Genomic DNA, 20,145 nt, shown 5'->3' with positions numbered 1-20,145 from the left:
GCTTGTGCCGTCGCCGCCAACCACGACGACCATCCGCACGCCCGGCGGCCGACAGCGCTGCCGGGTGGGCCGCTGACCTTCCTCGTCACCGCCTTCCACCGGACACCCGACCGGCCTGCCGCCCGGCTGGAGCCCGTGAGCGGGGTACCTGCTGGTCCGCCTGCCTATCGGGACCGCCAGGGGACCGGTGGCCTGCACCACCGCGCACCTTGGGGTGGGGCGGGCCCGCCAAGTAAGAATGACCACCCACCCACGGACAGCGGGGATGGAACCGGAACCACACCACCCGAAAGCAGCGCCCAAGGAACCCAGCCCCCGCCCCACTTCACCGCCGAACACGGCGACCACGCCCACGCCCGGCGGCCGACAGCGCTACCGAAAGGAACGCCGCCCGGCCCGCTCCTCTCGGGTGGGCCGGGCGGCGGCGCCGTCTCCTCGCCCCCGGTCAGGCGGCCCAGGCGGTACGGGCCAGGTCGAGGGACGACCGGTACTCGGTGTAGGCGTTCTGGTAGAACTCGGTGCCCTCCGCGGTCGGTTCGACCGTGCGGGACGCCGACCACCAGCGCTCCTCGTCGACCGGCTCGCCCAGCGCGCGTGCGCACGCGATCACGGCGCCGCGCGCGCCCACGCCCGGGTCGTCGGGGATGGTCACCGGCCGCCCCAGCACATCCGCGAAGATGCGGGTCCACTCCGGGGAGCGCACCCCGCCGCCGCAGGCGTACAGGTCTCCGTCGAGGCCCGCCGTCTCCAGGCAGTGCCGGGCCGCGAACGCCACCGACTCGCACAGCGCGCGAATGACGTCCGCCCGCGTGTTCTGCAGGCTCAGCCCGGTGAACCGGGCCCGCGCCCCCGCGTCCACGAACGGTGCCCGCTCCCCCGACTCGGCCAGGAACGGCAGTGCCCGCACTCCCCCGGCGCCCCTGCCGGACTCGGCCAGCAGGGCGTCGGCGTCCTCGACGCGCACCCCCATCAGCTCGCACGCCCAGTCCAGTCCCGCCGTGCCGACCATGGCCGCCATGGCCCGCAGGTAGCGGTCGGCCTCGGGCATGGCGAGCAGCATGCCCGCGGGCTCGCCGTCCGGGTCGAACCCGGGCCCGTGCTGGAGCACCTGGCAGGCGAGCGTGGTGCCCGCGATGAGGACGCCGTCCCCCGGCTCACGCACTCCCGCGCCCATGGCGCACGCGGGCATGTCGAACGGCCCCGCCGTCACCGGCAGCCCTTCGGGCAGGCCCAGCAGCTCGGCCCCGGCGGCGTCCAGGCGCAGCACGGTGCCCGGGGGCGCCGGCTCGGCGAGCAGGCCGCGGCGGTGCTCCACACCGCACGCCGCGAGGGCCTCGGCGTCGTAGCGTCGGGTGCGCGGGTCGAGGAACGGCAGCGAGGCGTCGGAGACGTCCACCGAGACGGTGCCGGTCAGGCGCTGGGCCACGGCGTCCACGCAGTACCCCGCGACCGCGGCCGCCTCCAGCGACTCGGGCTCCTCGGTGTCCAGGTGGGACAGCAGGGCCGCTGCGCAGCCGGGGAAGACGCCCGACCCGGTGCGGGCGAACACGCGCCGCGCGGTGCCGTCCCGCATCCACTTGTCCACCTGCCCGGACGCGCGCCCGTCCAGCCAGGACACGGCCGGGCGGACGGCGCGGCCGCGCTCGTCGCGCAGCCACAGGCCGTCGCCCTGCCCGGTGAGCGCCAGCGCGGTGACGGGCCCGTCCAGGCCGACGGCGACCTCGCGCACCACCCGGGCCACCGTCTCCAGGACCTCTTCGAGGTCCTGCTCGACCCTGCCGCCGGGCAGGTGGTGCAGGGTGCTGGCGGCGCCCGCCTGGGCGACGGAGGCGCCGCCCCGGTCGAAGGCCACCGCCTTGGTCAGCGACGTCCCGATGTCCACACCGATGATCATGGCGCTACCGCTCCAGCACGTCGGGGTTGGCCAGGTGGGCCTGGGCCTCGCCGCGGCTGTAGCGCCCCACCTCGGCGGCGACGATGCGGGCGGCGCGCTCGGCGGTCTGGCGGCTGCACCCGGCCAGGTGCGGGGTGGCGATGACGTTCGGCGCGTCGCGCAGCGCCCAGTCGGCGGGCGGCGGCTCGACGTCGTAGACGTCCAGGGCCAGGGCGCCCAGGCGGCCCGAGCGCAGCGCCTCGGGAAGCGGCGCGTAGTCGAGCAGGCCGCCGCGCGCGGTGTTCACCAGCACCGCGCCGTGCGGCATGAGCGCCAGGCGCTCGGCGTCGATCAGGTTGCGCGTCTCGTCCGTGAGGCGGGCGTGCAGGCTGACGGCGGTGCTGCGGCGCAGCAGGTCCTCCAGCCCGGTGGGCTCGGCGCCGTCGGCGCGCACCTGCCCCGGGTCGGCGTAGGGGTCGCTGACCAGGACGCGGGCGCCGAAGGCGACGAGGACCCGTGCGACACGGGCGCCGATCGCGCCGTAGCCGACCAGGCCGACGGTGGCGTTCTCCAGCTCCACCCCGGCGTTGTCGTAGGCGTACAGGTCGCCGCGCCAGGTCCCGTCGCGCAGCAGCTCGGCCGAGGAGCCGGGGATGCGGCGCAGGGCTGCCAGGATCATGCCGACGGCGAACTCGGCGGCCGCGGCCGCGTTGCGCCCGGGGGCGTAGGTGACGGCGACCCCGGCCGCGGTGGCGGCCTTGAGGTCGACGTTGACGGGGCCGCCCCGGCAGACCGACACCAGCCGCAGGCCGGGGGCGGACGCGAACACCTTCTCGGTGAAGGGAGCCATCTGGGTGACGGCGACCTCGGCTCCCTGGAGGGCCTCAATGACCTGCTCCTCGGTGCCGCTGGCCTCGTGCACGCCGCCCACGGGGCCGAAGGGCTCCACCGGCCAGGGCAGGTCGAGCCGGGAGATGTCGGGGGCGGCGGCGAGCTCGGCCGCGACCGCGTCGGCGAGCAGGCCGGTGCGGACGAATTCGTCTCCTGCAGCGAGTATGCGCAAAGCGGGTGCCTCTCTTGCCGTGCGGTCGCTCAGACGCGGCCGGCTTCGTAGGAGTCGATGCGGGCGACCTTCGCCGCGCTGGGCGAGTTCTCGTCGAAGGTGTGGCCGAGCCACTCGGTGAGGATCTTCTCAGCCGCGTCCGGTCCGATGACGCGCGCCCCGAACGTGATGACCTGGCAGTTGTTGGACTTGACGGACCGTTCGGCCGAGTAGGAGTCGTGGGCGACGGTCGCGCGGATGCCGGGCACCTTGTTGGCGGAGATCGCCACCCCGATGCCGGTGCCGCAGACGAACACGCCGCGGTCGGCCTCGCCGCAGGCGATGCGCTCGGCCCCCTCCAGGGCGGGGACCGGGTAGGCCACGTCGTCGGAGGCGTCGGCGACGCCGACGTCGTCGACGAGGGCGACCCGGGGGTCGGCCAGCATCAGGTCGCGCAGCCGGTTCTTGAGCTCGACGCCCGCGCTGTCGGCGGCGACGACGACGCGGAAGGGGCGCGCCCCGCCGCCGTTGGGCGAGGCCCCGCCGTTCGGCGCTCCCGTGTGCGTTTCGGCGGTCATCGGTTACCTCCAGTGGACTGTCCGGCGGTGGCCGGGGACGACTCGGACCGTCCGGCCGCTTCCGACACGGCGGTCACCAGGTGGGCGAAGGAGGTGGCCCCCGGGTCGGGGTGGCCGTGGCTGCGGGCGGCCAGGCGGGCCGCGCGGCCCTTGGCGGGGGTCAGGCCGGCGGTGGCGCGCGCGGCCTGCCGGGCCTGCTCGGCGGCCTGGGACCAGCAGGCGGCGGCCTCGGCCGGGCCCGAGCCCGGGCCCGCCGCGTCGGCGCCCTCCCTCAGGGTGCGGCGGAACGGCTCGATCGCGTCGAGCATCGTCTTGTCCCCCAGGCGGGCCCCGCCCAGGGCGGTGAAGGCACGCACGGCCCCGTCGAAGGCGTCGGCGAGGGCGGCCGGGTCGATGTCGCCGACGCCGCGCCCCTCCAGCCCGGCGCCGGTCTCGGCGAGCAGGACCCCGTACAGCGCCCCGGAGGCGCCGCCCGCCGCGTCGGCGAAGGCGGTCCCGGCGGCCAGCAGCGCCCCGGAGACGGGCTCGCCCGCCGCCTCTGCCGCGCGCGCGGCGGCGACGGCGGCGCGGATGCCGCGCGTCATGCCCAGGCCGTGGTCGCCGTCGGCGGCGACCGCGTCGAGGCGGCCCAGCTCGTCCTCGGCCTCTTCGAGGCGGACCATGGCCGCGCTCAGCGCGCGGTCGACCGGGCCGGAGGCGTCCGCCGGGTCGGGCCGCTCAAGTCCGGCGTCGTCGGTGCGCACCGGCTCGACCGGCTCCAGGCGGGCGCCGGTGCTGCGGTAGCCGGGGGTGTCGCACGGGGCGGCGTAGAGCTCGGCCAGCTCGTCGTCGAGCACCATGACCGACAGCGACAGCCCCGCCATGTCCAGGGAGGTGACGAACTCCCCGGCCTCGGTGTGCACGGGGGTGAGCCCGGCCGCGGCCAGGCGCTCGTGCACCCGGGTGGAGACGGTGAACATCTCCTCGTACTTGGTGCGGCCCAGCCCGTTGAGGAGGACGGCAACGCGCCCCTGGGAGGGCAGTTCGGGCAGGAGCCCGTCGACCAGCTCGTCGGCCAGGGCCTCGGGGCCCAGCCGCCCCACGGTGCGCACCCCGGGCTCGCCGTGGATGCCCAGCCCCAGCTCCATCGCGCCGTCGTCGACCGTGAACAGCGGGTCGTGCGCCCCGGGGAGCGTGCACCCGCCGAAGGCGACGCCGAACGTGCGGGTGGCGGCGTTGGCCTTCTCGGCGGCGGCGTGCACGGCGGCCAGGTCGTCGCCGCGCTCGGCGGCCGCGCCGGCGACCTTGAAGACGAGGAAGTCGCCCGCGACGCCGCGGCGCCGCGCGGTGTCGTCGGCCGGGCCGCTGGCCACGTCGTCGGTGACCAGGACGGTGCGCGAGTCGATCCCCTCGGCGGCCAGGCGGCGCGCAGCCAGGCCGAAGTGGAGGACGTCGCCCTGGTAGTTGCCGTAGCCGAAGAGGACGCCGCCGCCGTTGTCGGCCTCGCGCGCGGTGCGGTACACCTGCTCGGCGCTGGGGCTGGTGAACACGTCGCCCACCACGGCGCCCCCGGCGAGGCCGGGGCCCACGAGCCCGGCGAAGGCCGGGTAGTGGCCGCAGCCGCCGCCGATGACCACCGCGACCTTGCCCTCGCGGGGGCGCTCGCGGGTGACCACGCCGTAGGCGCCGGGGACCTTGCGGACGAGGCGCCCGTAGGTGGTGGCGAACCCGTCGAGCCAGTCGCGCTTGAAGGTCGCGGCCTCTCCCAGGACCGTCATCGCCGTGCTCCTTCGGTCTCGCGCTCGCCGTCCAGGCGGGCCAGCAGCAGGCCGCGCGCGGCGACCGCGCCGTCGGCGACCTCGGCGGCCAGTTCCAGGGCGTCGGGCTTGGGCGGGTAGGCGGGGTTGGGGACCGCGATGACGGTCAGCCCCGCGGCGGCCGCCGCGCGGATGCCGTTGCTGGAGTCCTCGACCCCGAGGCATTCGGCGCCGGTGCGGCCCAGGCGGGCGGCGGCCTCCTGGTACACGTCGGGGCTCGGCTTGCCGCGGGCCACCTCGGCGCTGGAGACGGTGGCGGTGAAGGCGTCGGCCAGGCCGTGCGCGGACAGCGCCGCGTCGATGACCGGGCGGGCGGCCGAGGAGGCCAGCGCGACCGGGACCCGGGCGGCGGCGTCGCGGACCATGGCGGCCGCGCCCTCCAGCAGCGGCGCGCGGCCCTCGGCGACCGCCGCGACCAGCCCGTCGACCACCGCCTTCTCGGCCTCGGCGGCCCGCTCGGGCACCCCGCAGGCCTCGGCCAGGTAGGCCGCCCACTCGGGGGCGCTCTTGCCCTGGCACGCGGCGGTGTCCTCGGGCGACCACTCCACGCCGTGCCGGGCGGCGTAGGCCGTCCAGTTCTCCTCCCATAGGTGTTCGCTCTCCACGAGCACCCCGTCCATGTCGAACACCACGGCGGCGAAGGCCATGTCAGCAACCCCTCTCACAAACTCACCGGGAAATTAACATGGACACTGTTATTTGTCACGGCCGATCTGATGCCCTTCCGCGCGAGACCCCGGGCCGATGCGCGATCCTGGTCCCCATGAACAAGGAGACGCCGAGCGGCGGCAGCACCCGCTCCCGCAACATCCGGCAGCAGCGGATCACGGACTACGTCATCAGCCGGGGGTCCGCGTCGGCCGCCGAGCTGGTCGAGCTGACCGGGGTCAGCCTGATGACGGTCCACCGCGACCTGGACGAGCTGGCCCGGCGCGGGCTGCTGCGCAAGTTCCGCGGCGGGGTGTCGGCCCTGCCCTCGACGGTGTTCGAGAGCAACGAGGAGTACCGGCGCCAGGTGCACGTGGAGGCCAAGGCGGCGATCGCGCGCAAGGCCGCCGAGCTGGTCGAGCCCGGGATGTCGGTGATGCTCGACGACTCCACCACCGCCCTGGAGGTGGCCCGCCTGCTGCCCTCGGTCGGCCCGCTGACCGTGGCCACCAACTACCTGCAGGCCATCGAGGCGCTCAAGGGCGCCGAGGAGGTGCGGCTGATCTGCCTGGGCGGGGACTACTCCTCCACCCACGACTCCTTCAACGGCATGGCCTGCATCGAGGCGGTCGAGCGGCTGACGGTGGACGCCGCGTTCCTGTCGACCTCGTCGATGACCGCCCACACCACCTTCCACCAGGAGCCGGAGATCATCATGGTCAAGCGGGCCATGATGGCCGCCTCGCGCACCCGGGTGCTGCTGATGGACTCCAGCAAGATGCCGCGCCCCGCCCTGCACCGGCTGGCGCCGCTGGCCGAGTACGACCGCCTGGTCGTGGACGAGGGCGTGCCCGACGACCTGGTCGAAGAGGCCCGCCAGCACCTCCCGGTGGACGTGGCCGCGCTCTGACCCCGCCGGCGCCGGCCGACGGGGGCGGTCGACGGGGGCCGGCCGACGGGGGAGGCGCACACGGATTTTCCGTTCACATATTGCGCGTTAAGTTAACAAGGTCCATGATGTGCTCCGGATCTCACCTGGAGGACACATGACCGCAACTTCACCGACGGCGGACTCCCGCGCGCCGAGCGCGCTCTCCCGGTGGCTGGACCGGGTGGGCGTCCCCGTCCCCCTGGCCCTGGGCTACCTGGGCCTGCTGATCTTCATGATCGGCGACGGCATCGAGTCCGGCTTCATCACCCCGTTCATGGCCGCCAACGGCGCCGGCGACGACGTGCACGCCTCCTACGCCGTCACCGTCTACGGCGTGGCGGTCATGGTCGCCTCGTGGCTGTCCGGGGCGCTGTCCCAGCTGTGGGGGCCGCGCCGGGTCATGATGGTCGGCCTGGGGATCTGGCTGGTGTTCCACGTCGCCTTCCTGGTGGCGGCCGGGGCGCAGAACTACCCGATGATGCTCGCCGCCTACGGCCTGCGCGGCTTCGGCTACCCCATGTTCGCCTTCGGCTTCCTGGTCTGGATCACCGCGGTGGCGCCCACCGCGCGGCTGGGCGCCGCGGTCGGCTGGTTCTACTTCGCCTTCACCGGCGGCCTGCCGACGCTCGGCTCGCTCGTCGCCAGCGGCACGAACCCGATCATCGGCCACTACGGCACGCTGTGGCTGTCCCTGGGCGTGATCGCCCTGGGCGGCGCCATCTGCCTGCTGGGCGTGCGCGAGCGCACCGGCTACACCCGCATGGCCCCCGAGGGCGTCAAGCCGGTGCAGAGCCTGATGTCGAGCATGGCCATCGCCTGGCGCAACCCGCGCGTGGGCATGGGCACGGTGGTGCGCATCATCAACACCGCGCCGCAGTTCGGCATGCTGGTGCTGTTCCCGACCATCTTCGCCCACCAGATCGGCTTCGGCGAGGCCCGCTGGCTGCTGCTGGTGTCGGTCATCTACGGCACCAACATCTTCTTCAACCTGATCTTCGGCGTGGTGAGCGACAAGCTGGGCTGGCGCAACACGATCTTCTGGTTCGGCGCCCTGGGCTGCTCGGTCTCCATCCTGCTGCTGTACTTCGTGCCGGTGGCCTTCGGCGCCGACTACTACTGGCTGGCGCTGATCGTGGGCGCCCTGTACGGCGCGACGCTCGCCGGGTTCGTGCCGATCTCCGCGCTGCTGCCCTCCCTGGCCCCGGAGAACAAGGGCGGCGCGATGGCGCTGCTGAACTTCGGCGCGGGCGGCGCCACGTTCGTCGGCCCCGCCCTGGTGAGCCTGCTGCTGGTGCCGTTCGGCGCGGGCGGCGTGGTGATCTCCTTCGCGGTGCTCTACCTGATCGCGGCGGCGATGACCTGGTTCCTCAAGACGCCGGCCGACCCCGCCCACGCAGGAGCGGCCGACGGCTCCGCCGACAGGGCACGGGGCGGCGACCGATCGGCAACGGATGTGACACGGCAGGCTCCCCCGGCCGAACCGGCATCCCCCCGCTGACCAGCGGGGACGCCCCTCGGGGCGGAGAAACGGCGGCGAGGTGCGCGGCGGAGTCCGGCAAAGAGTGTAAAAATCGACCTACATGAAGCAGCCGCCGCACATCCTCGTCGTCAACGGGACGAAGGTCAGGCGCCCGGTGTTCATCCTGGGCGCCCCCCATTCGGGTGTCGACCTCCTCGCCCGTGCGCTCGGCCGTGCGCCCGGCTTCCTTGTGAGGGCCGGGCACGCGGCCGTCGCCAACGCCGTCTACACGGTGGCGCGGCGCCCGGCCCTGGCCGAGGAGCGCGCCTCGGGCACCTCCGCCCTCCTGCGGGACGCGTTCGCCGAGGCGTGGAGCCTGACGCCGCCCAACTGCCCGTTCTGCCCGGGCGAGCGCTTCCCCGCCCGGGAGGCGGCCTCCCCCTGCCGCCACGCGGGCGAGACCAACGCCTACGGGGACGCGGGCCCGGACCTGCTGTACAGCGCTCCGGCCCTGAGCACCGCCTTCCCGGACGCCGCGTTCGTGCAGATCATCCGGGACGGCCGGGACGTGGTGGCGGAGATGCTGGAGGACGAGCGGTCGATGGCCTGGTTCCGGCCGGGCGCCGTCCGCCTGGCGGACGAGCTGCCGCACCCCTTCTACGGGGTGGAGGACGAGGAGGAGCGCGAGGGGTACACCTCGCTCTCCGACACCGCCAAGTGCGCGATGCGCTGGCGGGGCGCGGTGCGCCTGTCGGCCCGCCTGCGGGGCGAGCTGGACTCCGAGCGCCTGATGACGCTGCGCTATGAGGACCTGGCGGGCAAGGAGGTCGAGACGGCGGAACAGCTGCGGGCCTTCACCGGGGCACGGGTGTCGGCCGTGGAACTGATCCGCGAGGAGTCGTCCGGCCCGCCGCCCCGCACCCGCCTGACGACCGACCAGCACGCGGAGATCCGCTCCGTCGCCAAGACCGAGCTGTCCCGCCTGGGCTACGGAGAGAAGAAGTCCCGCTCGGCACGGGCGTGAACGCCGCTCCGGCCGACCGACCGCTCCGCGGCTGCGGGACCCGGTCGGCCCCTCCCCCGCCGCCCTCCGTGAGGGCCCGCCGCCAGGCACGTCCCGCTCGACCGATGAGTTCGGTCCGCCGTGGGAGTCGTACCTGACCGACGGAACGATTCACTCTCCGCGACGCGGTACGGAGGCCCACCGTGCGGACACTCGCCATCACGCAGAACATCACCGTCGACGGCTCGATCGAGATGCTGGAGGACTGGTTCGACCCGCAGGCGCAGGGCGGCGCGGACGGCTCGGACCATTCCGCCGAGGCGCACCGCCAGGCCGGCGAAGCCGACGCCCTGGTCCTCGGACGCAAGACCTTCGAGGACTTCCGCGGCTACTGGCCCGAACAGTCCGATGACACCACGGGCATCACCGACTACCTCAACAAGGTCCACAAATACGTCGTCTCCTCGACCATGACCGACCCGCAGTGGCAGAACTCCACGGTCCTGCCCGGCGACCCCGCCGATGAGGTCCGCGCGCTGAAGGAGCAGCCGGGCAAGGACATCGTGGTCACCGGCAGCATCACGCTGTGCCACACCCTGATCGGGGCCGGACTGGTCGACGAGTTCCGGCTCTTCGTGTATCCCTCCGTGCAGGGCCGCGGCCGCCGCCTGTTCCCGGAAGGGATCGAAGTCCCGGCGCTGAAGCTGCTCGAAGCGAAGGCGTTCCGCAACGGCGTCACCTACTCCCGCTACGCCCGGACCTGACCCGGCCCGGCGGAACACGCCCCCACCCGATCCCGGATCGCCTGTGGTGCCGCGCGCGCCACCAGGGCCCGGTGGGCCCCGAGAGCGCCGTTGCAGGATGCGGGCCGGGGGCCTCGCCCGGGGACGGGGCTCAGGAACTCGTTCAGGGCCCCGAACTCGACTCCATCCATGCGCGCGCGGCCGCCCAGGCGCGGTGGGACGGGTCGATCACCACGAAGTGGTCCGCGCCGGAGACCTCCTCGAAGTCGACCTCGTCTCCGGCCAGGCGCGCCTCCTGCACGTAGGTCCTGGTCTGCTCCACCGGGACGCGCTGGTCCTGGTCCCCGTGCACGATCAGCTGCGGGACGCCCACGGGCACCTGCCGCAGCGGCGAGGACTCGTGGAACGCCGCGTGCGGCGCCTCCTCGCCCAGGAACGCGTCGGCGGCGCCCTCCCCCAGGCCCCGTTCGGCGGTGTCCACCATGTCGGTGACGGGCGCCAGCCCGACCACCCCGCCCAGCGGCGACCCGGGCGCGGCCAGCAGCGCCAGGTGGCCGCCGGCCGAATGCCCCACCGCGACCACCTTGCCCCGGGCCGCCCCCTCCGGGCGCTCGGAGAGCTCCTCGGACAGCAGCACCAGGGCGGCCCGCACGTCCTCGAGGGTCTGCGGCCAGCCGCCGCCGTCGGCGCCGGTGCGGCGGTACTCCACGTTCCACACCCGCCATCCGGCCCGCACCAGGTCCTCGGCGATCGGCTCCATCAGCTCCATGCCGTGCCGGTCCCGCCAGAACCCCCCGTGCAGCAGGACCGCCACCGGCGCGGGGCTGTCCCCGCCCGGCTCCGGCCCCAGGACGCGCACCCGCTGGCTCGGGTGGTCTCCGTACCGCAGCTCCCGCTCATCGCGCTCCATGGCTCCCATCCTCCGTCACCGCCCGCCCGGTCACGCGGTCCGTGGGCCCCCGGCGTGTTGGGGCCGCCACCGCCGGTGCGCGGGCCCGGGGTCGGGGCTGCGCAGCAGCTCCAGGCGGGGACGGGGCCCATCGGTGCGCCCGGTGGGCGGCCGCCGGGACCCCGCCTGGAACTGCACCGGCCACTGCGCGCCGGGCCCGGAGTACTCCTGTTCGGCGGCGGCGTGCAGCGTCCACTGCGGGTCGTACAGGTGGGTGCGCCCCAGCGCGCACAGGTCGGCCCGCCCCGCCAGCAGCAGCGAATTGACGTCGTCGTAGGAGGAGATGGCCCCCACCGCGATGACCGGCACGTCCACGCGCGCGCGGATGCGCTCGGCGAAGGGCACCTGGAAGCTGCGCCCGTAGGCGGGGCGCTCGTCCGGCGTCACCTGGCCGGTGGACACGTCGATGGCGTCGGCCCCCGCCTCCGCGAACGCGCGCGCGATCTCGACCGCGTCCTCGCCCGTGGTGCCGCCCTCGACCCAGTCGGTGGCCGAGATCCGCACGCTCATCGGCTTGCGCTCCGGCCACACCTCGCGCACCGCCGCGAACACCTCCAGCGGGTAGCGCAGCCGGCCGCGGAGGTCGCCGCCGTAGCGGTCGGTGCGCCGGTTGGTGACCGGCGACAGGAACGACGACAGCAGGTACCCGTGCGCGCAGTGCAGCTCCAACAGGTCGAACCCGGCGCGTTCGGCCTCCCGCGCGCTGTGCACGAACGCGTCGCGGATCCGCGCCATGCCCTCCTGCGTCAGCTCCTCGGGCACCTGGTTGACGCCTTCCCGATAGGGAAGCGGTGACGGGGCGACGACCGGCCACTCCCCCTCCTCCAGGGGTTCGTCGATGCCCTCCCACATCAGGCGGGTGGCGCCCTTGCGGCCCGAGTGCCCGAGCTGCACGCCGACGGCCGCGGTGGAGTGCTCGTGCACGAAGTCGGTGACGCGGCGCCAGGCCTCGGTGTGCTCGGGGGCGTACAGCCCCGCGCAGCCGGGGGTGATGCGGCCGGGCGCCGACACGCACACCATCTCGGTCATCACCAGACCCGCGCCGCCCAGCGCCTTGGAGCCCAGGTGGACGAGGTGGAAGTCGCCGGGGGTGCCGTCCTCGGAGGAGTACATGTCCATCGCCGAGACCACGACCCGGTTCTTCAGCTCCAGGCCGCGCAGGCGGAACGGGTGGAACATGGGGGGCCGCGCCTCGGCGCCGCCGTTGGCCCGGGCGAACCAGCCGTCCACCGCGTCGGCGAAGTCCGGGTCCCGCAGGCGGAGGTTGTCCCGGCCGACCCGGCGGCTGCGGGTGAGCAGGTTGAAGGCGAACTGCTTCGGCTCCTGGCCGACGTGCATCGCCATGTCCTCGAACCACTCCAGGCTGGCCTGCGCCGCGCGCTGGACGCTCTCGGCGACGGGGCGCCGTTCCTCCTCATAGGCGGCCAGCGCCTCCTTCACCCCGTCGTGCTCGTGCAGGCACGCCGCGAGCGCAAGGGCGTCCTCCATGGCCAGCTTGGTGCCCGAGCCGATGGAGAAGTGGGCGGTGTGCGCGGCGTCCCCCAGGAGCACGATGGCGCCCCGCCTCCAGGTGCGGTTGCGGACCGTGGTGAAGGACCGCCACCGTGAGGCGTTGGGGATGAGGGCGTGGCCCTCCAGGGCGTCGGCGAACAGGTCGGCGCAGCGCTCCACGGCCTCCAGGTCGGTGCCGTCGGGGGCGGTCGGCCGCCCCGGCGCGTCGAACCCGGCGGCGCGCCACACGTCCTCGTGCATCTCCGCGATGAACGTGGAGGCGCCGTCGGAGTAGGGGTAGGCGTGCGCCTGCATCACCCCGTAGGGGGTCTCGACGACGTGGAAGTTGAAGGCGTCGAAGACCTTGTCGGTGGCCAGCCACATGTAGCGGCAGTGCCGCCGCTCCAGGGTGGTGCCGAAGTCGCCCGCGAACGCGGTGCGGGTGGCGCTGCCGGCGCCGTCGCAGGCCACCACCACGTCGTGGGTGCGCTCCAGCTCCTCGGCCGGCGGGGCCTCGGTGCGCAGGCGCAGGTCCACGCCGAGCGCCGCGCACCGGTCGCGCAGGATGCCCAGCAGGCGGCGGCGGTCGACGGCGGAGAACCCGTGCCCGCCGGAGGTCGTGACGGTCCCCCGGTAGTGCACGTCGATGTCGTCCCACCGGGCGAACCCGGCGGACAGGGCCGCGTACACCTCGGGGTCGGCGTGCTCGATGCCGCCGAGCGTCTCGTCGGAGAGCACGACGCCGAACCCGAAGGCGTCCCCGGGGGCGTTGCGCTCGTAGACGGTGACCTCGTGTCGGGGGTCCAGCCCCTTCATCAGGGCGGCGAAGTACAGCCCTCCCGGGCCGCCGCCGACGCAGGCGATGCGCATGTCCCCCCTCAGCCGTTCTCGCGCAGCTTGTAGCGCTGGAGCTTGCCCGTCTCGGTGCGGGGCAGCGCGGCGGTGAACTCCACGAGCCGGGGCGTCTTGTACGGGGCCACGCTCTGCTTGACGTAGGCCTTCAGGGCCTCGGCGGTGGCCTCGTCCGACGGCGTCCCCTCGGCGGGGACCACGACCGCCTTGACGATCTGGCCGCGGTCGGGGTCGGGCACCCCCACCACCGCCGCCTCGCGCACCAGCGGCGAGCGCATGAGGACCTCCTCGACCTCCATGGCGGCGATGTTGTACCCGGCCGAGACGATGATGTCGTCCGAGCGCGACCGGTACCAGAAGTAGCCGTCGGTGTCGCGGACGTAGGTGTCGCCGGTGATGTTCCAGCCGTCGTGCACGTAGCGGCGCTGGCGCTCGTCGGCCAGGTAGCGGCAGCCCACCGGGCCGCGCACGGCCAGGCGGCCGGGGACGCCGTCGGGGGCCGGGCGGCCCTCGTCGTCGAGCACCTCGGCGGTGAAGCCGGGCACCGGCCTGCCGGTGGAGCCGGGGCGGATGTCGTCGTCGGAGGCGGAGATGAAGATGTGCAGCATCTCGGTGGCGCCGATGCCGTCGATCAGCTTGACGCCGGTGGCCTCGTACCAGGCGGTCCACACCGCCTCGGGCAGGTGCTCGCCCGCCGACACGCACCGCCTCAGCGAGGACAGGGCCCGCGCGTGGGCGTCGGGCAGCGACTCGGACAGCATCGCCCGGTAGGCCGTGGGGGCGGTGAACAGGACGGTGACGCGCTCCTCGGCCACCGCGCGCGCGAGCCGCTCGGGGCCGGCCTTCTCCAGGAGCAGCGTCTCCGCCCCGGCCCGCATCGGGAAGATGAGCAGCCCGCCCAGGCCGAAGGTGAACGCGAACGGCGGGCTCCCGGCGAACAGGTCGTCCGGCCGCGGTTTGAGCACGTAGGCCGAGAAGGTGTCGGCGATGGCGGTGACGTCGCGGTGGAAGTGCACGCACCCCTTGGGGCGGCCGGTGGTCCCCGAGGTGTAGGCGATCAGGGCGACGTCGTCGGCGGCCGTGCGCACCGCCGGGAACGGGGGCTCCCCCTCGGCGGCGGCGCGCTCGGCGAGGACCGCCGGGTCCTGCGGCCCGCCGTCGCCGTAGAGCACGATCGCGGTCCGCTCCCCCAGCTGCGGGGCGGCGCGGTCGGCCGCCTCCTCCAGGTCGTCGGCGAACCGGGCGTCGCACAGCGCATGGGAGACGCGCGCCGAGCGAATGATGCCCTCCAGCTCCTCGGTGCGCAGCACGTGGAGCACGGTCACCACGACGCCCCCGGCCTTGAGGACCGCCAGCCAGCAGGCGGCCAGCCACGGCGAGTTGGGGCCGCGCAGCAGGACGCGGTTGCCCGGCCGCACCCCCATGTCCTCGGTGAGCATCCGGGCGATGCGGTCCACGCGCGCGCGGAGCTGCCCGAAGCTCCAGGAGTGGCGCGCGCCCGCGTGCTCGCCGCGCACGCACGGGCGGTCGGCGCCGAAGCGCTCCAGGCCGCCGTCCAGCAGCTCCTCGGCGCAGTTGAGGTGCTGCCCGGTGCGGTCGAGCTCGGGCAGGGTGAAAAGGAGTTCGGGCCATTCCTCGGCCGGAGGAAGGCGGTCTCGGGCGAAGGTGTCGGTGTAGGCGGACGGGGAAAGGGTCGGCTCCATTGCGTGCTCCTCCTCCGGTATTCCTCCTCCGGCACCGGGCCGGCGTGTTCAGCCGACGCCGGTGCGGTGCGTCCGGGAGGCGTCCGCGCGGCGGTACATCTCGCGCGCGATGATCCCGCGCTGGACCTCCGAGGCGCCCTCGTAGATGCGCGGGGCGCGCACCTCGCGGTAGAGGTGTTCGAGCAGGTGCCCGCGGCGCAGGGCGCGGGCGCCGTGGATCTGGACGGCCGCGTCGACGACGTACTGGGCCGTCTCGGTGGCGTAGAGCTTGGCCATGGCGGCGCGCTCGGTGGCGCCGGGTCCTGCGGTGTCCGGGCCGCCGGCGCCGGCATCCGCGCCGGAGGGGCCGTCCCCGTCCGCCCCCTGGGCGTCCAGGGCGTCGGCCGCCCAGTAGACGAGCAGGCGGGCGGCCTCGGTGCGGGTGGCCATCTCGGCCAGGGTGTGCGCGACCGCCTGCTGGTCGCGCAGGGGGCCGCCGAAGGCCTGGCGCCGCGCGGCGTGCCCGCGGGCGGCGTCCAGCGCGGCCTGCGCCATGCCCACGGCGAACGCGCCCACGCTGGGGCGGAACAGGTCCAGGGTGCGCATGGCGGTGCGGAACCCGCGGCCCTCCTCCCCCAGCAGGTCGCCGCGGCCGACCGGGACGCCGTCGAAGCGCAGCGACCCGAGGGCGTGCTCGCCGAGCATCTCGATCGGTTCGGCCGACAGGCCGGGGCGGTCGGCGGGCACCAGGAACGCCGTGACGCCCTTGGCCCCCTGCTCGGGCCCGGTGCGGGCGAAGACGGTGATGACGTCGGCGTGGGGGGCGTTGGAGATCCAGGTCTTCTCGCCGTGCAGGGTCCAGCCCCCGCTCCGCGGGTCGGGGCGGGCCTCCAGCCGCAGGGCGGCCGCGTCGGACCCGGCCTCGGGCTCGCTGAGGGCGAAGGCCGCCGCGGCGGCGCCCGAGGCGACCTGCGGGATCCAGCGCTCGGCCTGTTCGGGGGTGCCCGACTGGAGGATGGGATAGGCGCCGAGGCCCTGCAGGGCCAGGGCCGTCTCGGCGGCGGTGCTCACGCCCGCGACGGCCTCGCGCAGCAGGCAGATCTCGATGGCGGGGGCGGGGCCTCCGGGGAAGAGGAGGCCGAGCAGTCCGCAGCGGGCCAGGCGGCGCAGCAGGTCGTGCCCGTCGCCGGGGCCGTCGGCCGGGCCGGTGGCGGGCGGCGGTTCGGGGGCGGCCGGGCCGTCGCGCCCGAACTCGCGCCGGGCCGCGGTCCGCGCCCGTTCGGCGAAGCCGCGGTGGTGCGGGCTGAGCGAGAACGCCATGTGCCCTCCCCGAGTGACCGGTGGCTCCCTCCCGAATATACAGAGTTGGTGACGCCCGTCAATAGGACGACACGACACCCGGTCCGCCGGTATCGTGCCGGTGTGACGACCCCATCGAACGCGGCCGAGGGCGGGCCGGCCCCGCGCACGGGCGGCGAGCGGCGCAACCGCCGCCCCCGGTCGCTCATCGTGTCCTTCTTCGGCGCCCACGGCCGCCGCATCGGCGGCTGGGTCTCGGTCTCGGGCCTCATCGGCCTGATGGGCGGGCTCGACGTGGACCCGCCGGCCGTGCGCTCGGCGGTCTCCCGCCTCAAGCGGCGCGGCCTGGTGGAGGCCGAGCGGCGCGGCGGGGCCGCCGGGTACCGCCTGTCGGAGGAGGGCGTGCGCATCCTGGCCGACGGCGACCGCCGGATCTTCGACCGCCGCCCGGCCGACCTGGCCGACGGGTGGGTGCTGGTGGTGTTCTCCATCCCCGAGTCCGAGCGCGGCAAGCGCCACCTGCTGCGCACGCGCCTGGCCTGGCTGGGGTTCGGCAGCACCGCGGCGGGGGTGTGGATCGCCCCGGCCCACCTGGCGGGCGAGGCGCGCCGGGCCCTGGGCGAGCTCGGCGTGAGCGAGTACGCCCAACTGTTCAGCGGGCACCGCATCGGCTTCGGGGAGCTGTCCGACGCCGTCGCCGACTGGTGGGACCTGGACGCGCTCCAGGAGATGTACCAGGGGTTCCTGGACGAGTACGAACCCGTCCTCGCGCGCTGGCGCGCCCTGCTGCACGGCGGCCGCGGCGGATCCGCGCGGGAGTGGCCCCAGGGGCGGGAGGCCGACGCGCCGTCGGCGTTCGCCGACCACCTGCGGGCCGTGGACGCCTGGCGGCGCATGCCCTTCCTCGACCCGGGGCTGCCGCCGGAGGTGCTGCCCGCGGAGTGGTCGGGGGTGCGTGCGGGCCGGGTCTTCGCCGACCTGCACGCCCTGCTGCGGGAACCGGCGCTGCGCCACGTCGAGGACGTCGCCGGGCCGTTCCCCGACCCTGGTGTCCCCGGCGCGGCGCCCTGCGGCGGCGGTCAGCCCGAACCGGGCTCCGACCCCTCTGAGGACCCCGACGGCGCGTCCTCGGGGACGACCGCGATGCCCACCAGCTCCACCCGCGCCTGAGGGTCGAACAGCTCGGTCACGCCGAACAGCGCCATCGCCGGGTAGTGGCGCCCGAGGTGGCGGCGGTACACCCGGCCGATGTGCTTGAGGTCGGCCCGGTAGGCCGGGACGTCGGTGGTGTACACGGTCAGGGACACCAGGTCGCCCGGGGCGCCGCCCGCCGCCCGCAGCGCGGTGACCAGGTTGCCCAGCGCCAGGTGGAACTGGCCCGGCAGGTCCGGTGCGCCGATGGTGCCGTCGGGGAGCTGCGCGGTCTGCCCCGCCAGGTGGACCGTGCGGCCGGGGGCGGCCGCCACCGCGTGGGCGAATCCCACGGCGGGCGCCAGCCCCGGCGGGTCGACCAGGAGGTGGCGGGTGTCCACGCGCACCTCGTCGGGGCCCAGCGCGCCCTCGTTCGCGTCCGCCGTCATCGCACTACCTCCCCTTCCACTCGGGGTCCCGCTTCCCGGTGAAGGCGGCGTGGAACTCCCGGTAGTCCTCGCTCTTCATGAGCAGGGCCTGGGTGACCGCCTCCAGCTCCACCGAGCCGGACAGGCCCATGTCCAGCTCGCGGGAGAGCAGCGCCTTGGTCTGGGCGTAGGCGAAGGCGGGGCCGTCGGCCAGGCGCCGGGCCAGCCGCTGCGCGGCGTCGGCCGCCTCGCCCTCCCCGACCGCCTCGCTGACCAGGCCGCAGCGGTCGGCCTCCTCGGCGCCGACCGTGTCGCCCAGCATCAGCAGCCGGGTGGCGTGCCCCAGCCCGGCGATGCGCGGCAGCAGGTAGGCCGCGCCCATGTCGCCTCCGGCCAGGCCGACCCGGGTGAACAGGAACGCGAACCGGGCGCTGCTCTCCACCACCCGGAAGTCGGCGGCCAGGGCCAGCACCGCCCCGGCCCCGGCGGCGATCCCGTGCACGGCGGCGATCACGGGCACCGGGCACTCGCGCATGGCCCGCACGGTCTCGCCCGTCATGCGAGTGAAGGCCAGCAGGTCGTCGGGGGCCATGCCGAGGGTGGCGCCGATGATGGTGTCGACGTCGCCGCCCGAGCAGAACCCGCGGCCGCGCCCGCGCAGCACCAGGGCGCGCACGTCGTCCCGGTGGGGCAGCTCCAGCAGCAGGTCGCGCAGGTCGGCGTAGGCCTCGAAGGTGAGGGCGTTGAGGCGGTCGGGGCGGTCGAAGGCGACCGTGGCGACGCCGTCGTCGACCGTGAAGCCGAAGTGCTTCCACTCCGGGGTGAAGGGCGCCGAGGCGCGGAACGGGCTCACGACTGGATTCCTCCTCCGTCGAGTACGAGGGACTGGCCGTTGACGCAGGCGGCGGCGTCGGAGGCGAAATAGGCGACGGCGGCGGCGACCTCTTCGGGCTCCACCAGGCGCCCGAGCGGGGCGGAGCGGGCGAGCGCCTCCTCGGCGGCGCGCGGGTCGCGGCCGGTGCGTTCGGCGATGCGGGCGGCGGAGCGCTCGGTCATGGGGGTGCGCACGAAGGCGGGACAGACGGCGTTGGCGGTCACGCCGGTCCCGGCGGCCTCCGCCGCGACGACGCGGGCCAGGCCCAGGACGGCGTGCTTGGAGGCGGCGTAGGCGGCGGTGTAGGGGGTCCCGGCCAGGGCGGCGGTCGAGGCGATGAACACGATCCGGCCGCGGTCGCGCTCGCGCATGCCGGGGAGCAGGGCGCGGGTGAGGAGGAAGGCGGTGGTGGCGTTGGCGGCGAAGTGGGCGTTCCAGGAGTCCAGGCCGGTGCGGTGCAGCGGGGCCGATTCGGCCGCGCCCGCGTTGTTGACCAGCACGTCGACCGGGCCGGGGAGGGAGCCGACGGCGGCCTCCACCTGGTCCTCGTCGGCGGCGTCGCACACCAGCGTGCGCACCGGGAGCTCGCGGGCGAGCGCGTCCAGCCGCCGCTCGTCCCGCCCGAGGGCGACGACGTCGAGACCGGCGCGGACCAGCTCGGCGCAGACGGCGCGGCCGATTCCGCCGGCCCCGCCGGATACCAGGGCGCGTCGGGGGGCAGCCTCCATGGGGGCAAGGTATCACTCGATCATGACCGCCGTCACGAATACGACACACGGGTTCGGGGACCGGGACCGCCCCGCCGCTCCCCGCCGCCCGGAGGCGGACGGCGGCGCTTGGAGCCGGCGCGGACAGGCGGATGTGCTCGGCGTTGATCTCGGGAGAAACGACGCTTCGGGGCCGCTTTTAGGGGCGCTTTTCCCGAGATCAACGAGGCAGGGGCGGCGTTCAGCGGCGGAGTCGGCGGGGTTGGACCCCCTGCGGCCCGCCCCCCATCCGCGCGGGCACTGCGGGCACTTAGGATGGGGCCATGGGTGAACTCGGAATCTTCGGCCTGATCATGCTGGCCGTCATCATGGCGATCCCCGTCAGCATCTTCGGGGGCTTCGCCGTCTACACCGCGCGCGTGGCGCGCAAGGGTCCGGAGGCCACGCTGGCCGCCGCACAGAAGCGCCGCGAGGTGGCCTGACCGGACGCGTCCCGGCCGTCGGCCGCCCGTCAGCGGCCGAGGACGGACGCGCCCAGGGACCAGCGGGCGTACGAGGGCATCCCGGGTGGTGGAATCGACGCCCGGTCCGCCCCTGAGCGTCGATTCCACGACACCCGGACCCCTCGGGCAGGGCCAGGCGGCGGCGCACCTGGCCGA

18 protein-coding genes are annotated in these 20,145 nt (G+C 74.9%); 6 read left to right on the top strand and 12 right to left on the bottom strand.

Features of this window, described 5'->3' with window-relative positions; translation table 11 throughout:
* Positions 1-445 precede the first annotated feature (445 nt).
* From O4J56_RS27685 to O4J56_RS27665, 5 genes are read right to left on the bottom strand one after another with little or no spacing between them, the layout of a single operon-like run.
* Positions 446-1,894, bottom strand: coding sequence for an FGGY-family carbohydrate kinase (locus tag O4J56_RS27685; protein ID WP_270689876.1), 1,449 nt, complete (start codon positions 1,892-1,894; stop codon positions 446-448).
* A gap of 4 nt (positions 1,895-1,898) precedes the next feature.
* A complete protein-coding gene (locus O4J56_RS27680; RefSeq protein ID WP_270689875.1) occupies positions 1,899-2,936 on the bottom strand; it encodes a 2-hydroxyacid dehydrogenase in 1,038 nt (345 codons plus the stop codon).
* A 29-nt stretch (positions 2,937-2,965) separates the two neighbouring features.
* Complete coding sequence (locus tag O4J56_RS27675) at positions 2,966-3,493, bottom strand: RpiB/LacA/LacB family sugar-phosphate isomerase (protein WP_270689874.1); 528 nt, start codon at positions 3,491-3,493, stop codon at positions 2,966-2,968.
* Positions 3,490-5,250, bottom strand: a complete 1,761-nt coding sequence (locus O4J56_RS27670; protein ID WP_270689873.1) for a dihydroxyacetone kinase family protein — start codon at positions 5,248-5,250, stop codon at positions 3,490-3,492. The genes O4J56_RS27675 and O4J56_RS27670 overlap by 4 nt, the downstream gene beginning before the upstream one ends.
* Positions 5,247-5,936, bottom strand: a complete 690-nt coding sequence (locus tag O4J56_RS27665; protein ID WP_270689872.1) for an HAD family hydrolase — start codon at positions 5,934-5,936, stop codon at positions 5,247-5,249. The genes O4J56_RS27670 and O4J56_RS27665 overlap by 4 nt, the downstream gene beginning before the upstream one ends.
* A gap of 116 nt (positions 5,937-6,052) precedes the next feature.
* On the opposite strand from O4J56_RS27665, the gene O4J56_RS27660 reads away from it, so the two are divergent.
* From O4J56_RS27660 to O4J56_RS27645, 4 genes are all read left to right on the top strand, one after another.
* A complete protein-coding gene (locus tag O4J56_RS27660) occupies positions 6,053-6,847 on the top strand; it encodes a DeoR/GlpR family DNA-binding transcription regulator (protein ID WP_270689871.1) in 795 nt (264 codons plus the stop codon).
* Between the two features lie 136 nt (positions 6,848-6,983).
* Positions 6,984-8,366 carry an MFS transporter gene (locus O4J56_RS27655; protein WP_270689870.1) on the top strand — a complete coding sequence of 461 codons (1,383 nt, stop codon included), beginning with the start codon at positions 6,984-6,986 and terminating at the stop codon, positions 8,364-8,366.
* 82 nt (positions 8,367-8,448) lie between these two features.
* Positions 8,449-9,351, top strand: coding sequence for a sulfotransferase family protein (locus O4J56_RS27650; RefSeq protein WP_270689869.1), 903 nt, complete (start codon positions 8,449-8,451; stop codon positions 9,349-9,351).
* Positions 9,352-9,533: 182 nt separating this feature from the next.
* Complete coding sequence (locus tag O4J56_RS27645; RefSeq protein WP_270689868.1) at positions 9,534-10,094, top strand: dihydrofolate reductase family protein; 561 nt, start codon at positions 9,534-9,536, stop codon at positions 10,092-10,094.
* 142 nt (positions 10,095-10,236) lie between these two features.
* Here O4J56_RS27645 and O4J56_RS27640 read toward each other — a convergent pair whose 3' ends face one another.
* The 4 genes from O4J56_RS27640 to O4J56_RS27625 are packed head-to-tail and all read right to left on the bottom strand — an operon-like array spanning position 10,237 to position 16,367.
* Entirely contained in the window at positions 10,237-10,983 is a 747-nt protein-coding gene (locus O4J56_RS27640; RefSeq protein ID WP_270689867.1) for an alpha/beta hydrolase family protein, read from the bottom strand.
* Between the two features lie 30 nt (positions 10,984-11,013).
* Positions 11,014-13,383 (bottom strand): bifunctional salicylyl-CoA 5-hydroxylase/oxidoreductase, encoded by a 2,370-nt coding sequence (locus tag O4J56_RS27635; protein WP_270689866.1) that lies wholly within the window; start codon positions 13,381-13,383, stop codon positions 11,014-11,016.
* Between the two features lie 8 nt (positions 13,384-13,391).
* Entirely contained in the window at positions 13,392-15,068 is a 1,677-nt protein-coding gene (locus tag O4J56_RS27630) for an AMP-binding protein (RefSeq protein ID WP_270689865.1), read from the bottom strand.
* A gap of 48 nt (positions 15,069-15,116) precedes the next feature.
* Complete coding sequence (locus O4J56_RS27625; RefSeq protein ID WP_270689864.1) at positions 15,117-16,367, bottom strand: acyl-CoA dehydrogenase family protein; 1,251 nt, start codon at positions 16,365-16,367, stop codon at positions 15,117-15,119.
* Between the two features lie 102 nt (positions 16,368-16,469).
* Here O4J56_RS27625 and O4J56_RS27620 point away from each other — a divergent pair, with 102 nt between their 5' ends.
* Entirely contained in the window at positions 16,470-17,516 is a 1,047-nt protein-coding gene (locus tag O4J56_RS27620) for a PaaX family transcriptional regulator (protein WP_270689863.1), read from the top strand.
* Here O4J56_RS27620 and O4J56_RS27615 read toward each other — a convergent pair.
* Genes O4J56_RS27615 through O4J56_RS27605 form a run of 3 tightly spaced genes read right to left on the bottom strand, consistent with a single transcriptional unit; the run spans position 17,426 to position 19,507 of the window.
* The gene (locus O4J56_RS27615) at positions 17,426-17,926 is read right to left on the bottom strand and encodes a RidA family protein (protein ID WP_270689862.1); all 501 of its coding nucleotides are present in this window, start codon (positions 17,924-17,926) and stop codon (positions 17,426-17,428) included. The genes O4J56_RS27620 and O4J56_RS27615 overlap by 91 nt on opposite strands.
* Before the next feature lie 4 nt (positions 17,927-17,930).
* Positions 17,931-18,758 (bottom strand): enoyl-CoA hydratase family protein, encoded by an 828-nt coding sequence (locus O4J56_RS27610; protein WP_270689860.1) that lies wholly within the window; start codon positions 18,756-18,758, stop codon positions 17,931-17,933.
* Positions 18,755-19,507 (bottom strand): SDR family NAD(P)-dependent oxidoreductase, encoded by a 753-nt coding sequence (locus tag O4J56_RS27605; RefSeq protein ID WP_270689858.1) that lies wholly within the window; start codon positions 19,505-19,507, stop codon positions 18,755-18,757. The genes O4J56_RS27610 and O4J56_RS27605 overlap by 4 nt, the downstream gene beginning before the upstream one ends.
* A 302-nt stretch (positions 19,508-19,809) precedes the next feature.
* On the opposite strand from O4J56_RS27605, the gene O4J56_RS27600 reads away from it, so the two are divergent.
* The gene (locus O4J56_RS27600) at positions 19,810-19,968 is read left to right on the top strand and encodes a hypothetical protein (RefSeq protein ID WP_270689856.1); all 159 of its coding nucleotides are present in this window, start codon (positions 19,810-19,812) and stop codon (positions 19,966-19,968) included.
* Positions 19,969-20,145: the final 177 nt, after the last annotated feature.

The sequence above is a fragment of the Nocardiopsis endophytica genome, assembly GCF_027706725.1.
GTDB classification, from domain to species: domain Bacteria; phylum Actinomycetota; class Actinomycetes; order Streptosporangiales; family Streptosporangiaceae; genus Nocardiopsis_A; species Nocardiopsis_A endophytica.
This window is presented reverse-complemented; position numbering and strand designations above follow the sequence as displayed.

What these genes read in the sequence shown, in the direction of transcription:
- O4J56_RS27650 (WP_270689869.1), top strand. Translation starts at nt 8,449, where the DNA reads ATGAAGCAGCCGCCGCACATCCTCGTCGTCAACGGGACGAAGGTCAGG.
- O4J56_RS27615 (WP_270689862.1), bottom strand. Translation starts at nt 17,926, where the DNA reads ATGACGGCGGACGCGAACGAGGGCGCGCTGGGCCCCGACGAGGTGCGC.
- O4J56_RS27685 (WP_270689876.1), bottom strand. Translation starts at nt 1,894, where the DNA reads ATGATCATCGGTGTGGACATCGGGACGTCGCTGACCAAGGCGGTGGCC.
- O4J56_RS27635 (WP_270689866.1), bottom strand. Translation starts at nt 13,383, where the DNA reads ATGCGCATCGCCTGCGTCGGCGGCGGCCCGGGAGGGCTGTACTTCGCC.
- O4J56_RS27660 (WP_270689871.1), top strand. Translation starts at nt 6,053, where the DNA reads ATGAACAAGGAGACGCCGAGCGGCGGCAGCACCCGCTCCCGCAACATC.
- O4J56_RS27640 (WP_270689867.1), bottom strand. Translation starts at nt 10,983, where the DNA reads ATGGAGCGCGATGAGCGGGAGCTGCGGTACGGAGACCACCCGAGCCAG.
- O4J56_RS27675 (WP_270689874.1), bottom strand. Translation starts at nt 3,493, where the DNA reads ATGACCGCCGAAACGCACACGGGAGCGCCGAACGGCGGGGCCTCGCCC.
- O4J56_RS27630 (WP_270689865.1), bottom strand. Translation starts at nt 15,068, where the DNA reads ATGGAGCCGACCCTTTCCCCGTCCGCCTACACCGACACCTTCGCCCGA.
- O4J56_RS27600 (WP_270689856.1), top strand. Translation starts at nt 19,810, where the DNA reads ATGGGTGAACTCGGAATCTTCGGCCTGATCATGCTGGCCGTCATCATG.
- O4J56_RS27655 (WP_270689870.1), top strand. Translation starts at nt 6,984, where the DNA reads ATGACCGCAACTTCACCGACGGCGGACTCCCGCGCGCCGAGCGCGCTC.
- O4J56_RS27605 (WP_270689858.1), bottom strand. Translation starts at nt 19,507, where the DNA reads ATGGAGGCTGCCCCCCGACGCGCCCTGGTATCCGGCGGGGCCGGCGGA.
- O4J56_RS27625 (WP_270689864.1), bottom strand. Translation starts at nt 16,367, where the DNA reads ATGGCGTTCTCGCTCAGCCCGCACCACCGCGGCTTCGCCGAACGGGCG.
- O4J56_RS27665 (WP_270689872.1), bottom strand. Translation starts at nt 5,936, where the DNA reads ATGGCCTTCGCCGCCGTGGTGTTCGACATGGACGGGGTGCTCGTGGAG.
- O4J56_RS27670 (WP_270689873.1), bottom strand. Translation starts at nt 5,250, where the DNA reads ATGACGGTCCTGGGAGAGGCCGCGACCTTCAAGCGCGACTGGCTCGAC.